Source organism: Streptomyces endocoffeicus (genome assembly GCF_016741935.1).
Taxonomy (GTDB): domain Bacteria; phylum Actinomycetota; class Actinomycetes; order Streptomycetales; family Streptomycetaceae; genus Streptomyces; species Streptomyces endocoffeicus.
Genome location: NZ_JAERRG010000032.1, coordinates 53,744 through 67,351, shown reverse-complemented (window position 1 = coordinate 67,351; position 13,608 = coordinate 53,744). Strand labels below are relative to the sequence as shown.

Here is a 13,608-nt window from a genome sequence, read left to right as displayed (position 1 = left end):
CGGCCACACCTTAGCGGCGGGTCGGCGGATGGCCGTGCACCGCGGGCAGGCCGGGTCCCGCACAGCGCACATCGGCCGTCGGCACAGTCCCGTCGACGAGGTAGGCGGCCGTGGTGTCGTCCACGCAGGCGTTGCCCCGGCTGGCGAACACCCCGTGCGAGTAGTCGTTGTCGAGCGTCACCAGGCGCGAGCCGGGAAGCAGACGGCGCATCTGGCGCGCGCCCTCGATGGGCGTGACGGGGTCGTGGGCGGAGGCCACCAGGAGAACGGGCGGCGCATCGGGGCTGCCGAGCGGGGTGCGGCGGGCGGGATGGTGATGCCAGTAGGCGCAGGTGGACGCCTCCATACCGATGAGGACAGGCTGGGGGTCGAGGCGTCGGGTGCGGCGGATGTCCGTCACGATCCGCCGGGGCGTGGGGCCGGGGCCGTCGGCGCACTTGACGATGCGGTTGGCGGCTTCGTAGTTGCGCGAGTCCGGGCCGGCGAAGTCCTCGGCGGGACGGAGCCCGTCGGGGCTGCCGTCGCGCAGATAGGTTCGCAGGCCGTCGGCGAGGCCCGCCCAGCGTTCGGTGCGGCCGAGGGCGCGGTACACGGCCCGGTCGAACTCCGCGGGACCGAAGCCGTCCGCGGGTTCGGCGGTGAGTCCGTCGCGTACGCGCAGGTAGGCCCGGCGTACGGCCACCGCGTCGTCGCCCAGGCGGAAGCGGTCCGCGTGGGCGGCGGTCCAGGCGAAGAAGGTGTCGCGCTGCCGCAGCAGTGCCCGGCTCTGGATCACGTCGAAGTCGTACCAGTTCCAGGGCCCTACGACGCTGTCCAGCACCATCCGGCCCGTGCGGTGCGGGAAGGCGGCGGCGTAGGCCGCGCCGAGGTAGGTGCCGTAGGAGACACCGAGGAAGTTCGTCCGCCGTTCGCCGAGCGCGACGCGTATCGCGTCCATGTCCCGGGCGGTCTGTTCCGTCGACAGGTACCGCGATGCGTCGCCGGCGCTCGCCGCGCAGTCGTCGGCCAGGTGGCGCAGTGACGCCAGATGGGCCCGCTCGGCCGTCGGAGCGACGGGCACGGGGTCCGCGCCCGGGGCGGTGAAGAGACCGCCCATCGGGCCGCAGTCGACGGGCGCGCTCTGCCCGACGCCGCGCGGGTCGAAGCCGATGACGTCGTACGAACGGCGCACACTCATGGGGAGTTTGGCGCGCTTGGTGACCGCGTAGGGGAGCCCGGAGCCGCCCGGCCCACCGGGGTTGACCAGCAGGATGCCGCGTCGCTCGGCGGGTGCCCCCGAGGCCCGGACGCGCGAGACGGCGATCTCGATACGCGGCCCACGGGGGCGGTTCCAGTCCAGCGGCACGCTCAGCCGCCCGCATTCGACGCGCTCCGGCGCGGGCGGATCGGGCACGGATCCGGGGCAGGCGCCCAAGCGGAGTGCGGATGCCGAACCGGCGGAGGGGACACGGGCGGCGGACTGGGCGGGCGCGGCGGGGGCGAGGGTCGCGGCGATGGCCGCCAGGGCACACAGCAGCGCCGTGCGGTGCGTGGGTGAGGTCACAACGATTTCTTCCTCGGTCGCACGGAGTCAGATGACAATGAAAACGATTATCGCTAGCGTGTCCGCCACGTTATCCCACACGACTGGAAAAGGGGAGCTGTGGCTCATCTGTTGGTGGTAGAGAGCTGGGTCGGGTCGATGAGCAGACTGCTGCCACGGGCGATCCGCGAGAGTGGGCACGAGTTCACCTTCCTCACCCGCGACCTGCACCACTACCTGCGCTCCGCCCCCGAGGGCACGGCGCACCCGCTGCTCGGGGCGCGCAATGTGATCACTGCCGACACCAATGACACCGAGGCGCTGCTGCCGGAGGTCGAGCGGCTGCACGCGGTGTTCGGCTTCGACGGGGCGATCACGTCCTGCGACTACTACCTGCCGACGGTCGCGCGGATCGCCGGGCACCTCGGCCTGCCCGGCCCGCCCCTCGAGGCGGTCCACAACGCCTGCCGCAAGGACGCCACGCGCCGCGTCCTCGCCGAGGCCGGGGTACCCGGACCCCGCTTCGCCGTGCACGAGGAGTGGGCCGACACCGCCCGGGCCGCGGGGGAGATCGGCTACCCGCTGGTCGTCAAGCCCGTCGACCTGTGTGCCGGCATGTACGTACGGCGTGTGGACGACGAGTCCCAACTCGCCGCCGCCTTCCACGCGTTGGCCGACTTCCCGGTCAACGCGCGCGGCCAGCGACGCACGCCCGTGGTCCTGCTCGAAGAGCTGCTGGACGGTCCCGAGGTGAGCGTCGAGACGGTCTCGTACGGGGGCGCGGTCCATGTGGTGGGCGTGACCGACAAGAGCGTCGGCGGGGCGCCCGCGTTCATCGAGACCGGGCACATGTTCCCCGCCGCGCTGACGGCCGTCGACACGGAAGCCGCCGAGCGGACCGCCCTGGGCGCGCTCGAGGCGCTCGGGCTGACGGACGGCGTGGTGGCCCACACCGAGATCAAGCTGACCTCCGCCGGACCGCGCGTGGTCGAGGTCAACCCGCGCCCCGCCGGAAACCGCATCACCGAACTCGTCCGCCACGTCACCGGCATCGACCTCGCCGCCGCCTGCGTGGACGTGGCCCTGGGCCGTACTCCCGATCCGGGGCGCACGGACACCGGGCTGCACAGCGCCGCCATCGGCTTTCTCGTGCCGGAGCGCACGGGCACACTCGCCTCGCTGGACGGCGCGGGGCTGCGGGACGCTCCCGGCGTGCTGGAGGTGCGACTCGCGGAGCCCGGCAGGCAGGTGAAGGCGGCGGGCAGCAACAACGAGTACCTCGGGCATGTGATGGCCGGGGACCCGGACGGCCCCGGAGCCCGGGACCGGGTCGAGGCGCTGCTCGCCGAGGTGCGGTCCGGACTGGTGATCCGATGACCGCCGACACCTCCGGCATAACCGCCGTCGACTCCGCCCCGGCCCCTTTCACGGCCCGCGTGCGGACGTACGACGATCTCGTGGCCCGTGTCCGGGCCGGCGAACTCGGGCCCGACCCGCGCACCCGGCGGGTCGCCGTGGCCTTCACCACGCGCCAGGCCGTACGGCACGACGGGCGCGGCACCGGCTATCGCAACGAGGTGCTCAGCCTGCGGCTCGCCGGGGCGGTCGGCTCGTGCGCGGTCGAGCCCGGCGCCCTGTCCGACAGCGCCGTGGCGGAGTGTGTCGGCGCCGATGTGGCCGAGCTCCTGGACCATCCGCTGCTCCCGGTGCGCGTGGCCGCGCTCGACGCCTACCTGATGCACATCACTCCGCACACCCCGGAACACGGGGCCCGTCCGGTCGCGCTCCCCGCCGGGACGTCGCTGGAGAAGTCCCGGGCACGGGCGCGATCCGTCGTCGAACTGCTCGACCTGCCGCCCGGGGCGACGGTGCTCGTGGTCGGCGTCGTCAACTCCCTTCTGGAGGCGCTTCGTTCGCACGGAATCGGCTATGTGCCGTGCGACTTCAAGGGCGGGGTGACGGAGTGGGATGAGCCGGTCGTCACCGGCGCGCTCGCCGCGGCCGCCCGCTGCGACGCGCTGCTCGTCTCCGGGATGACGCTGGGCAACGGGACCTTCGAGCCACTGCGGGAGCACGCGCTGCGGCACGGCAAGCGGCTGGTGCTGTTCGCGCAGACCGGCAGCGCCGTACTGCCCCGGCTCCTGGGGTGCGGGGTGAGCGCGGTGTGCGCCGAACCGTATCCGTTCTTCTGGCTGGACGGCGGCCCCGGCACCGTCCACCACTACCGCGCCGACCGCCCCGGAGGTGCCCGGTGACCACGACAGACGTCCGTCCCACCGCCCGCCGGGAGCTGCTCGCCCTGCTCGGCCGCACCCCCGTGGTCCGCATCGCCGCCGATCTGCCGGGGCCGCAGCCCGGCTTCTGGGCCAAGCTCGAAGGGCTCGCGGCGGGCGGTATGAAGGCGCGGGCCGCCGTGTCGATGCTGCTGGGCGCCCGAGAGCGGGGCGAACTGCGGCCCGGGTCACCGGTGGTGGAGTCCACCTCCGGCACGCTCGGCATCGGGCTCGCCTTCGCCGGGCAGGCCCTCGGCCACCCCGTCGTGCTGGTCGGCGACAGCGAACTGGAGCCGTCCATGCGGCAGTTGCTGCGTGCCCACGGAGTGCGGCTGGAGCTGGTGGACCGTCCGGCGGAGCGGGGCGGCTGGCAGGCCGCCCGTCTCCGCCGGCTGCGGGAGCTGCTCGCCGAACTGCCCGGCGCGTACTGGCCCGACCAGTACAACAACCCCGACAACGCCGCCGGTTACGCCTCGCTCGCCGCCGAACTCGCCACGCAGCTCGACCACTTGGACATCCTGGTGTGCAGCGTGGGCACCGGCGGCCACAGCGCGGGGATCATCGGTCCACTGCGGCAGCACTGGCCCGCGCTACGACTGATCGGCGTCGACGCCACCGGCTCCACGATCTTCGGCCAGCCCGCGCGGCCCCGGCTGATGCGCGGTCTGGGCAGCAGCATCCACCCGCGCAACGTCGTCTACGACGCCTTCGACGAGGTCCACTGGGTCGGTCCGGCAGAGGCCGTGGACAGCTGCCGCAGGCTCGCCCGGGGGAGTTTCGTCAGCGGCGGCTGGAGCACCGGCGCGGTCGCGCTGGTCGCCGCCTGGGCCGCCCGCGTCCACCCCGGAGCGGTCGTCGCCACCGTCTTCCCCGACGGCCCGCACCGCTACCTCGGCAGTGTCTACGACGACGACTTCGCCGCCGCCCACGGTCTCGACCCGGCCACGGCGGCCACCCGGCCGGTGGAGATCCCGCACCCCGGCGCGGCCGAGGCCACCGGCTGGACGCGATGTACGAGGGTCACCGACCCCTTGCGGGCCGATCTGCTCGCGTCCGTCCCTCTGGGCGCCACCCCCCACCACCTGGAAGAAAACCTGTGAAGGCCAGTCAGCGCACCGTCCATCTGCGACTCACCGAGCCGCTGCGCATCTCCCGCTCGACGATGGCCGCCCGCGACGCGGTATGGCTGAGCGTCGAACACGACGGGGTCAGCGGCCACGGCGAGACCGTCACCAGCGTCTACTACGGTCTCGACGCCGCCGCTCTGCGACGCCTCCTCGCGGCCGTCGGCACGGATCTCGTGCGCTACCGCGACCCCGAGAGCGCCCTGGAAGCCCTGCGGGCGGGCGAGTTGGCCGGTACGGACACTCCCCCGGCCGTGACCGCCGCGCTGGACGCGGCGCTCCTCGACCTCGTCGGCAAACGGGCGGGCACCCCCGTGCACCGCCTCCTCGGCGCCTCGGAACCTCCCGTCGCCGCCACCGCACGCACCATCGGCATCACCTCGCCGAGCCATGCCGCGGCCCAGGCCCGCCGCCTGACCGCGCGCGGCTTCGAGGTCCTCAAGGTCAAGGCGGGAACTCCCGATCCCGAGGACGATGTGGAGCGCGTACGTGCCATCCGCGACGCGGCACCCGGGGTCCGGCTGCTCCTCGACCCCAATGGCGCCTGGACCGTGGCTCAGGCCGTGGCGCTGCTGCCGCGGTTCGCCGAACTCGGCGTGGAGGCCGTCGAGCAGCCCCTCGCGCCCGGCTCCCCGGACGCGCTGGGGGCCCTCGCCGAGCGCTCACCCGTACCGGTCATCGCCGACGAGGACGCCGTGGATCTGGCGGACGTACGCCGTCTGGCCGGACGCGTCCAGGGCGTCAACGTCAAGCTCGCCAAGTGCGGCGGGGTGCATGCCGCCCTGCGCATCGCCGAGGCGATCGAGGGCAGCGGCACCGTGCTGATGCTCGGCTGTCTGACCGCCAGCAGCCTCGGCCTGGCGCCCGCCGTCCACCTCGCCGACCGCGCCCGCTGGGCCGACCTCGACGGACACCTGCTGTTGGCCCACGACCCGTGGTCGGGCATCGGTGGCGCCGACGGCTTCGTCCGCGCGAACGCCTCTCCCGGACTGGGAGTCCGGCCCCGGGAGGTGAGCCGTGCAGACGTGGCATGAAATGCGCCGCTTCCCGCTCGCGATCCAGCTTTTGCTGGTCAACCAGCTCGGCGTCAATACCGGCTTCTACCTGCTCATCCCCTATCTCGCCACTCACCTCGGCGAGAACCTGGGCATGTCGGCCGCCGTCGTCGGCATCGTCCTCGGCGTGCGCAACCTGAGCCAGCAGGGTCTGTTCATCATCGGCGGCTCGGCCGCCGACCGGCTCGGCGCACGCGGTGTCATCATCGCCGGGTGTGCCCTGCGCACGGTCGGGTTCGGGCTGTTCGCGCTCGGCGACAGCCTCTCCGTCCTGATCGCCGCGTCCGTACTCAGCGGGTTCGCCGGGGCGCTGTTCAACCCGGCCGTGCGCGCCTACCTCGCGCAGGAGGCGGGAGAGCGCAAGGCCGAGGCGTTCGCCCTGTTCAACGTGTTCGCCACGACGGGGGCGTTGATCGGTCCGCTGCTCGGCAGCGCGCTGCTCCTGGTGGACTTCCGCGCCTCGGCCCTCACCGCCGCCGGGATCTTCGCGGTCCTCACCGTGGCGCAGGCCCTGGTGCTGCCCGCGCGCGAGGTGGAGCCGAGCAAGGGCACGGTGCTCGCGGACTGGCGCGCGGTGCTCGGCCACCGCGCCTTCCTGGCGTTCGCGCTCGCCATGGTCGGCATGTTCACCCTGGAGAACCAGCTCTATCTGCTGCTGCCCGACGGAGCACGCCGGGCCACCGGCTGGGACGGTGCCGCCGGGCTCGTCTTCCTCGTCGGCACCCTCGCCAACCTCGCGCTCCAGCTGCGCATCACCAGCGCCCTGAAGGTGAGCGGTGACCGGGCGCGCTGGATCGCCGCGGGGCTCGGTGTGATGGCGCTGGCGTTCGTGCCGCCCGCTCTGGTGGCGGGCGGCTCCGGTGGCCCGGACGGCACCGCCGACGCGGTACTGCGCGCCCTGCCGGTGCTGGTCGGGGCCCTGCTGCTCTACCTCGGGGTGATGGTCGCCCAGCCGTTCGTGATGGAGCTCGTCCCCGGCTTCGGCCGGCCCGAACTGACGGGCACCTACTTCGGCATCTTCTACGTGGTCTCGGGCATCGCCGCCGCTCTCGGCAACACCGTCGTCGGCTGGGCCATGGACGCCGGCGAGCGGGGCGATGCCGCCTGGCTGCCCTGGGCGTGCTGCGCGTTGTTCGGGCTCGCCTCCGCACTCGGCGTGGCCTGGCTGCACCGGCTGGGCTCACTGCCGACGACGCCGCGGCCCGCCACGCCGGACGCGATGTCCGGCCACACCGGACGCGGCGTGACGAGGGAGACGAGGGAGACGAGGGAGACGAGGGAGACGAGGGAGACGAGGGAGACGACATGACGACGGCCACGGCGGGCGCGGACGCGCACAATCTGCTCACCGACAACCCCGAGCTGTACGAGGCCAGGTTTCCCGACCCCGAACGGCTGGCCGGCCGATGGACGGAGGACTGCCTGCGCCGGCACGGCGCCGGACCGCGCGTCCTGGACCTGGGCTGCGGCACCGGCCGCGACGCCGCCCACCTCCACGGCGCGGGCCACGAGGTGACCGGCGCCGACCTCTCCGAGGCGATGCTCGCACACGCCCGCGGGCACCACCCCGGACCCGAGTACGTCCGCGCCGATCTGCACGCGTTCGACCTGGGCCGGGGCGTGTCCGACGCCGTGGTGTGCCTGGACAGCGCACTGCTGTACTGCCACACCAACGCCCAGCTCGACGGCTTCCTGTCGTCCTGCCGACGCGCCCTCGTCCCAGGCGGGCTGCTCGTCGCGGAGATGCGCAACGGCGCCTACTTCCTCGGCCGTACGGACCTGCTCGACACACCCGCGGTCGGTGAGTTCACCTGGCGGGGCACCGCCTACCGGTCCACCACCACGCTCACGGTCGACCGCACGGCCCAGCTCCTGCACCGTACCCGCGCATGGACCGCGGACGACGGATCCGCGCCCGTGGAACAGCGCTCCGCGTGGCGGCTGCTCTTCCCGCAGGAGCTGCGCCATCTCCTGGGCGCGCACGGCTTCGAGGTCCTGGAGCTGCACGACGGACCGGGTCCGCGCACCGAGCCGCCCTGGCACGAGGGCATGTCCCCCGGCCGTACGACCGACTCCGACCGGCTGCACCTGGTGGCCCGCGTCACCGAGCCCGCCCCCTCGGCGCCCTGAGGCCGCACCCGACGCCCGCCCCCGTATCCCACCGGCACTTCCCACACCCCGAGGACACCCGCATGCATGACGATCCCGCCCGCCACCTTCACCCCGTGGGCGATCACCCGGACGAGCACCACTTCCCCGGCCTGCGCCGCCGCGGCTTCCTCGCCGCCGGCGCCGCATCACTCGGCGCATTCGCCCTCACCGGATGCGGCGGCACCGACGACACCGCGGGAGGGGGCGGCAGCGCCGGTACCCCACGGCGTGGCGGACGACTGCGCGCCGCGTTCGCCGGCGGCGGTGCGAGCGAGACCCTCGACCCGCACCTGGCCAACCTCTTCTCCGACGTCGCCCGCGCGAAGGCCCTCTACGACAAACTCGCCGACTACGGCGCCGACCTGTCCGCCCAGCCCCGCCTCGCCGAGAAATGGGAGGCGAACAAGACCCTGGACCGGTGGCAGATCACCCTCCGCGGGGCCACGTTCCACAACGGCCGACCGGTCACCGCCAAGGACGTGCTCCACAGCTACCGCCGGATCGCCGATCCCAAGAAGGCGTTCCGCGCCAAGGCGTCCCTGGAACCCATCGACCTCGACGCGAGCCACGCGACCGGCGAACGGGGCATCGAGTTCGTCCTCAAGCGGCCCACCGCCGAATTCCCCAACATCCTGGCCGCGTTCGGCGCGTACATCGTGCCCGAGGACGCCACCGACTTCGACAAGAAGCCGATCGGCTCCGGCCCGTTCCGTTTCGTGTCCTTCGCCCCCGGCCGGTCGGCCGTCTTCCGCCGCAACGAGGACTACTGGGACGGCGCCCCGCACCTCGACGAGCTCGAGTTCATCGTCGCCAACGAGGAGTCCGCCCGGGTCAACGCACTGCTGGGCGGACAGGTCGAGTACGCCCACGAACTCAACCCCACCACCGCCCGCGCCCACGAGGGCAAGGGGCAGATCACCATCGTCCGGCTCCGGGGCAGCGACATGCAGGGGTTCGCGATGAAGACCGACCGGGCCCCCTTCGACGACAAGCGGGTGCGCCAGGCGTTCTTCCTGATCGCCGACCGCGAGGAACTCCTCGACGGCGCCCTGTCGGGCGCGGGGGTGATCGGCAACGATCTGTTCGGCAAGGGCTACGAGTACTACGCCGACAGCCTCCCGCAGCGCGGGCAGGACCTCGACCGGGCCCGCGCCCTGCTGAAGGCGGCCGGCGCGGAGAAGCTGAAGGTCACCCTCGACACCTCGGCGGTGGCCGCCGGGTTCACCGAGTCCGCCGGCATCTTCCGCGACCAGGCCGCGCAGGCGGGTGTCACGATCGATGTGAAGATGGGCAGCAAGGACTCGTACTGGAGCGACATCCTGGACGGCGGCGTCCTGTGCTCCTACCGCTCCGGTGCCATGCCCATCGAGGCCCACATCTCCCAGCGGCTGCTCACCGACTCCACCACGAACGCCACCAAGTGGCACCACAAGGACTTCGACGCGCTCTACCAGCGGGCCCAGTCCACCAAGGACAAGGCCGAGCGCGCCGCCGTCTACGAACGCATGCAGCGCCGCCTGTACTCCGAAGGCGGCTTCCTGGTCTGGGGCTTCGCCGACTGGATCCTCGCAACCGCGCGCAAGGTCAGGGGAGTTGAGTCCAAGGCACCCGCCAACACCCTCGACTGGGCACGCTTCGACAAGGTGTGGCTCGCGTGAGCGGACTGCGCTCCTTCGTCGCCCGGCGGCTGCTGCTCGGCGTCGCGCAGACCGTGGCCGTGGTGCTGCTGGTCTTCGCGCTCACCGAGGCGCTGCCGGGCGATGCCGCGGTCGCCCTGGCCGGCGACCAGCCCGACCCCGCGCGCATCGCGGCCATCCGGGAGGCCCTCCACCTGGACCGGCCCGCCCACGAGCGGCTGGCCGACTGGGCCGTGGGCCTGCTCCACGGCGACCTCGGGACCTCGCTCACCTCCGGCCGCCCGGTCAGTACGTACCTCGCCGACGGCTTCGGGCCGACCCTGCTGCTGGCCGCGCTCACCATGGCACTGCTCGTCCCGGCCGGCTTCGGCCTCGGGGTGCTGGCCGCACGGTACGAAGGCCGCCTGGTCGACCGCCTGGTCAGCTCCGTGACGCTCGCCGTGTACGCGGTACCCGAGTTCGCCCTCGGAATGCTGCTGGTGACCGTCCTCGCGCTCCGTCTTGACTGGCTGCCGCCGACCGCCGTCGGCTACGGCACCGACCTGCTCGGCCACCCGGCCGCGCTCGTGCTGCCCGTGCTCGTCCTGCTGTCCCGGCCTGTGTGCTCGCTGTCCCGGCTGGTGCGCGCCGGCATGGTCGACGCGCTCGCCTCCCCGTACGTGGCGCAGGCCCGGCGCTACGGCGTCTCCGGGGCCAAGGTCCGTTACACCCACGCGCTGCCGGCCGCTCTCGCCCCCGCCGCCCAGCAGTTGGCCCGCACGATCGACTGGCTGCTGTGCGGCGTTGTCGTCGTGGAGGCCCTGTATGTGATCCCGGGCCTCGGGACCGTCCTGCTCAACGCCGTCGCCGAGCGGGACGTCCCCGTCGTCCAGGGCCTCGCCGTCGTCTTCGGCGTCCTGACCGTCGTCCTCAACCTGGGCGCGGACCTGGTGACCCACCGGCTGGCGCCCCGGGCGGGGGTGGTCGCATGAACGTCCCTCCCGTCGCGGGTCCCCCGCAGGGGCCGTCGCGTACCCCGGGCGCAAGTGTCCGCCCGATGCCGCTGCCCACTCATGCGACGAAAGGGCGCACGCGCCGCTTCGCGCTCGGCGCCGCCGTCATCTCCGTACCCCTCGTGCTCGCCCTTCTCGGGCCGGTGTTCGCGGGCGCCCCGGGCCCGCGGACCGCGTCCTTCACCCTCGGAGGCGGCCACTGGCTCGGCACCGACTTCGTGGGGCGGGACGTGTGGCGGCAGGTGCTGCACGGCGGGCGTCCGGTCGTGCTGACCGCGCTCGCCGCCACCGCGCTGTCCTATCTCGTCGCCCTCCCGCTGGGGCTGGTCTGCGCGCTCACCCACCGCCGCTGGCTGGAGGAGCTGCTGATCAGGCCCCTGGACGTCCTGCTCGCGGTGCCCTCGCTGCTGCTGATCCTGCTCGTCGCCTCGGTGTTCTCCCCCGGCGCCGTCGGCCTCGCCCTGCTGGTCGCACTGGTCAACGTGCCCGACGCGGTCCGCATCGTGCGGGCCACCGCCGCCGAGGCCGCCGCCCGCCCGGCGGTCGAGGCGCTGCGCATGCAGGGCGAGACCTGGTGGCGCATGGCCGTCGGCTACGTCGGGCGCTCCATCCTGCGCACCCTGGCCGCCGACGCCGGAACCCGGCTGACCGGCGTGCTGTACCTGGTCGCCACGGCCGCGTTCCTCGGCGTCGGGGTCGCGCCGGACGCCGCCGACTGGGCGGTCATGGTCGACCGCAACCGCACCGGTCTGTTCGTCCAGCCATGGGCCGTGGTCGTCCCCGCCGTCCTGATCGTCGCCCTGACGATGGGCACCAACCTCCTCTTCGACGCCGCGCTCGCGGGCAGCCGACGGCACACACGGGGCCGGGGCACGAGGAGCGGGATCAACCGGAACCGGGCAGGAGAGCCACGTCCGTGAACCACGAGAAGCACACCACAGACCCTGCCGGGCCCCTCGGTCTCGAAGGCCCTGCCGCGGATCTCGGCTCCGGCGCCGCGTCCCTCGGCCCCGACAGTGGGACACTCGACCTCGACGCCGGGGCCGTGGGCCCCGGCACCGGGGCCGTAAGCCACGACGCCGCGCCCGTCGCCGAGATCCGCGACCTTCGCGTGGAGATCGACGGCAGGGCGATCGTCGACGGCGTGAACCTCAAGGCCCTGCCGGGCAAGGTCACCGCCCTGGTGGGCGCTTCCGGCAGCGGCAAGACCACCACCGGCCTCGCCCTGCTCGGTGAGTACCCGCCCGGCGCGCGGATCGGCGGTGACGTCCGCCTGGCCTCCGAGGGTCTGGTCGGCTATATCCCCCAGCACCCGGCGGCCGTCCTCAACCCCGCCCGCCGCGTCTCCGCCCTCCTGACCGACATCGCCCGCTCGCAGGTACGCCACCTTCCCCGCGGCCGGCGCCGGGCAGCGGCCCGCGAACGCGTCCTCCGCGCCCTGTCGGAAGCCCAGCTCCCGGACGGCGAGGCCCTGCTGCGGCGTTACCCGCACCAGCTCTCCGGTGGCCAGCAGCAGCGCGTCGTCCTCGCCCAGGCGCTCCTGCTCGGCGCCCGCGTCATCGTCGCCGACGAGCCCACCACCGGCCAGGACGCCCTGACCAAGAGCCGCATCGTCGACCAACTGGCAGCCGTCGCCGCACGGGGCATCGCCGTCGTGCTGCTCAGCCACGACCTCGACGTGGTCCGCGCCCTCGCCGACGACGTCCTGGTCATGCGCGCCGGAAGAATCGTGGAATCGGGCCCCGCCGAACGCCTACGCCACACACCCCGCCATCCGTGGACCCGCGAACTGCTGTCCACCCAGCGGGAGTTCACACCTCTCGGGGTCTCAGCCGGAACCGGGGAGCCGGTCCTGCGGATACACGACCTCACCGCCCGCCACCGCGACGGAGGCGCCCACGGCCGCCCGACCACGGTGCTGCGCGTCCCCGAACTCGCCCTGTACCCCGGCACATGCCTGGCCGTCATCGGCCGCTCGGGCAGCGGCAAGACCACGCTCGCCCGCTGCCTGGCCGGACTCCACCGGGACCACGAAGGGGAGATCCTCCTCGACGGCACCGCTCTGCCCCGCACGCTGCGCACCCGCGACCGCGCCCAACTGGCGGCCGTGCAGTACGTCTTCCAGGACTCGCGCGCAGCCTTCGACGAGCACCGTCCCGTCCTGCACCAGGTCGCCCGCACCGCGGTACGCCTGCGCGGCACCGACAAGGACACGGCACGGCAGGAGGCCCTCACCACCCTGACCCGCCTCGGCCTACCCGGGGAACTGGCCGCCAGGCGCCCCGATCAACTCTCCGGCGGCGAACTCCAGCGCGCCGCACTCGCCCGCGCCCTCCTCGCCCGACCGCGCGTCCTCATCTGCGACGAGATCACCTCCGGCCTCGACACCATCAACCGCCGTAGCCTCCTGGGACTTCTCGCCCAGCTGCTCCGTGACCGCGACGACCTTTCGCTGGTCCTCATCACCCATGATCTGGACATCGCGGCCCTCGCCCGCCACATCGCGGTCCTCGACGCCGGAGAACTCGTCGAGCAGGGGACGACCCCCCGCGTACTGACCACACCGGAGCACCCCTTCACCGTCTCCCTCATGGAGACCACGGCACGCCTGGGAGCGGGAACGAAGCCGTGACCGGTTCCCGAAGGGCGTTCGGGACGGGAGAGACGACCAGGGATACCGCCGCCCCGGCAGCGGTCAAGAAGCTCGTCCTGCGGTTGGCCAGGGAGAATCCGCGATGGGGACACCGGCGGATCCAAGAGGAGCCGACCCAGCTCGGGCATCGGATCGCAGCCTCGACGGTCCGGGAGATCCTCAACGTGGCCGGCATCGACCCCGCACCACGTCGCTCAGGCC

Annotated in this window: 11 protein-coding genes; 10 read left to right on the top strand and 1 reads right to left on the bottom strand. The window is 73.2% G+C overall.

Annotation, left to right across the window (positions count from 1 at the left end):
* Window positions 1–10: 10 nt before the first annotated feature.
* Window positions 11–1,543, bottom strand: a complete 1,533-nt coding sequence (locus JK364_RS45285) for an alpha/beta hydrolase (RefSeq protein WP_307841594.1) — start codon at window positions 1,541–1,543, stop codon at window positions 11–13.
* Between the two features lie 99 nt (window positions 1,544–1,642).
* Between JK364_RS45285 and JK364_RS45280 the strand changes: the two genes are divergently transcribed.
* The 10 genes from JK364_RS45280 (at window position 1,643) to JK364_RS45235 (ending at window position 13,386) form a co-directional block, all read left to right on the top strand.
* Window positions 1,643–2,899, top strand: coding sequence for an ATP-grasp domain-containing protein (locus JK364_RS45280; protein ID WP_201857282.1), 1,257 nt, complete (start codon window positions 1,643–1,645; stop codon window positions 2,897–2,899).
* Window positions 2,896–3,777: a Rossmann-like domain-containing protein gene (locus JK364_RS45275; RefSeq protein WP_230993490.1), complete on the top strand. Its 882-nt coding sequence runs from the start codon at window positions 2,896–2,898 to the stop codon at window positions 3,775–3,777. The genes JK364_RS45280 and JK364_RS45275 overlap by 4 nt, the downstream gene beginning before the upstream one ends.
* Window positions 3,774–4,895, top strand: coding sequence for a PLP-dependent cysteine synthase family protein (locus tag JK364_RS45270; protein ID WP_201857281.1), 1,122 nt, complete (start codon window positions 3,774–3,776; stop codon window positions 4,893–4,895). Before JK364_RS45275 ends, JK364_RS45270 begins: the two co-directional genes overlap by 4 nt.
* Window positions 4,892–5,953 (top strand): dipeptide epimerase, encoded by a 1,062-nt coding sequence (locus JK364_RS45265; protein WP_201857280.1) that lies wholly within the window; start codon window positions 4,892–4,894, stop codon window positions 5,951–5,953. The genes JK364_RS45270 and JK364_RS45265 overlap by 4 nt, the downstream gene beginning before the upstream one ends.
* Entirely contained in the window at window positions 5,937–7,283 is a 1,347-nt protein-coding gene (locus JK364_RS45260; RefSeq protein WP_201857279.1) for an MFS transporter, read from the top strand. The genes JK364_RS45265 and JK364_RS45260 overlap by 17 nt, the downstream gene beginning before the upstream one ends.
* Window positions 7,280–8,104 carry a class I SAM-dependent methyltransferase gene (locus JK364_RS45255; RefSeq protein ID WP_201857278.1) on the top strand — a complete coding sequence of 275 codons (825 nt, stop codon included), beginning with the start codon at window positions 7,280–7,282 and terminating at the stop codon, window positions 8,102–8,104. The genes JK364_RS45260 and JK364_RS45255 overlap by 4 nt, the downstream gene beginning before the upstream one ends.
* Before the next feature lie 62 nt (window positions 8,105–8,166).
* Window positions 8,167–9,783, top strand: coding sequence for an ABC transporter substrate-binding protein (locus JK364_RS45250; protein ID WP_201857277.1), 1,617 nt, complete (start codon window positions 8,167–8,169; stop codon window positions 9,781–9,783).
* Window positions 9,780–10,733: an ABC transporter permease gene (locus tag JK364_RS45245; protein ID WP_201857276.1), complete on the top strand. Its 954-nt coding sequence runs from the start codon at window positions 9,780–9,782 to the stop codon at window positions 10,731–10,733. Before JK364_RS45250 ends, JK364_RS45245 begins: the two co-directional genes overlap by 4 nt.
* Before the next feature lie 65 nt (window positions 10,734–10,798).
* Window positions 10,799–11,674 (top strand): ABC transporter permease, encoded by an 876-nt coding sequence (locus JK364_RS45240; RefSeq protein ID WP_201857275.1) that lies wholly within the window; start codon window positions 10,799–10,801, stop codon window positions 11,672–11,674.
* A gap of 125 nt (window positions 11,675–11,799) precedes the next feature.
* Window positions 11,800–13,386, top strand: a complete 1,587-nt coding sequence (locus tag JK364_RS45235; RefSeq protein WP_201857302.1) for an ABC transporter ATP-binding protein — start codon at window positions 11,800–11,802, stop codon at window positions 13,384–13,386.
* Window positions 13,387–13,608 lie beyond the last annotated feature (222 nt).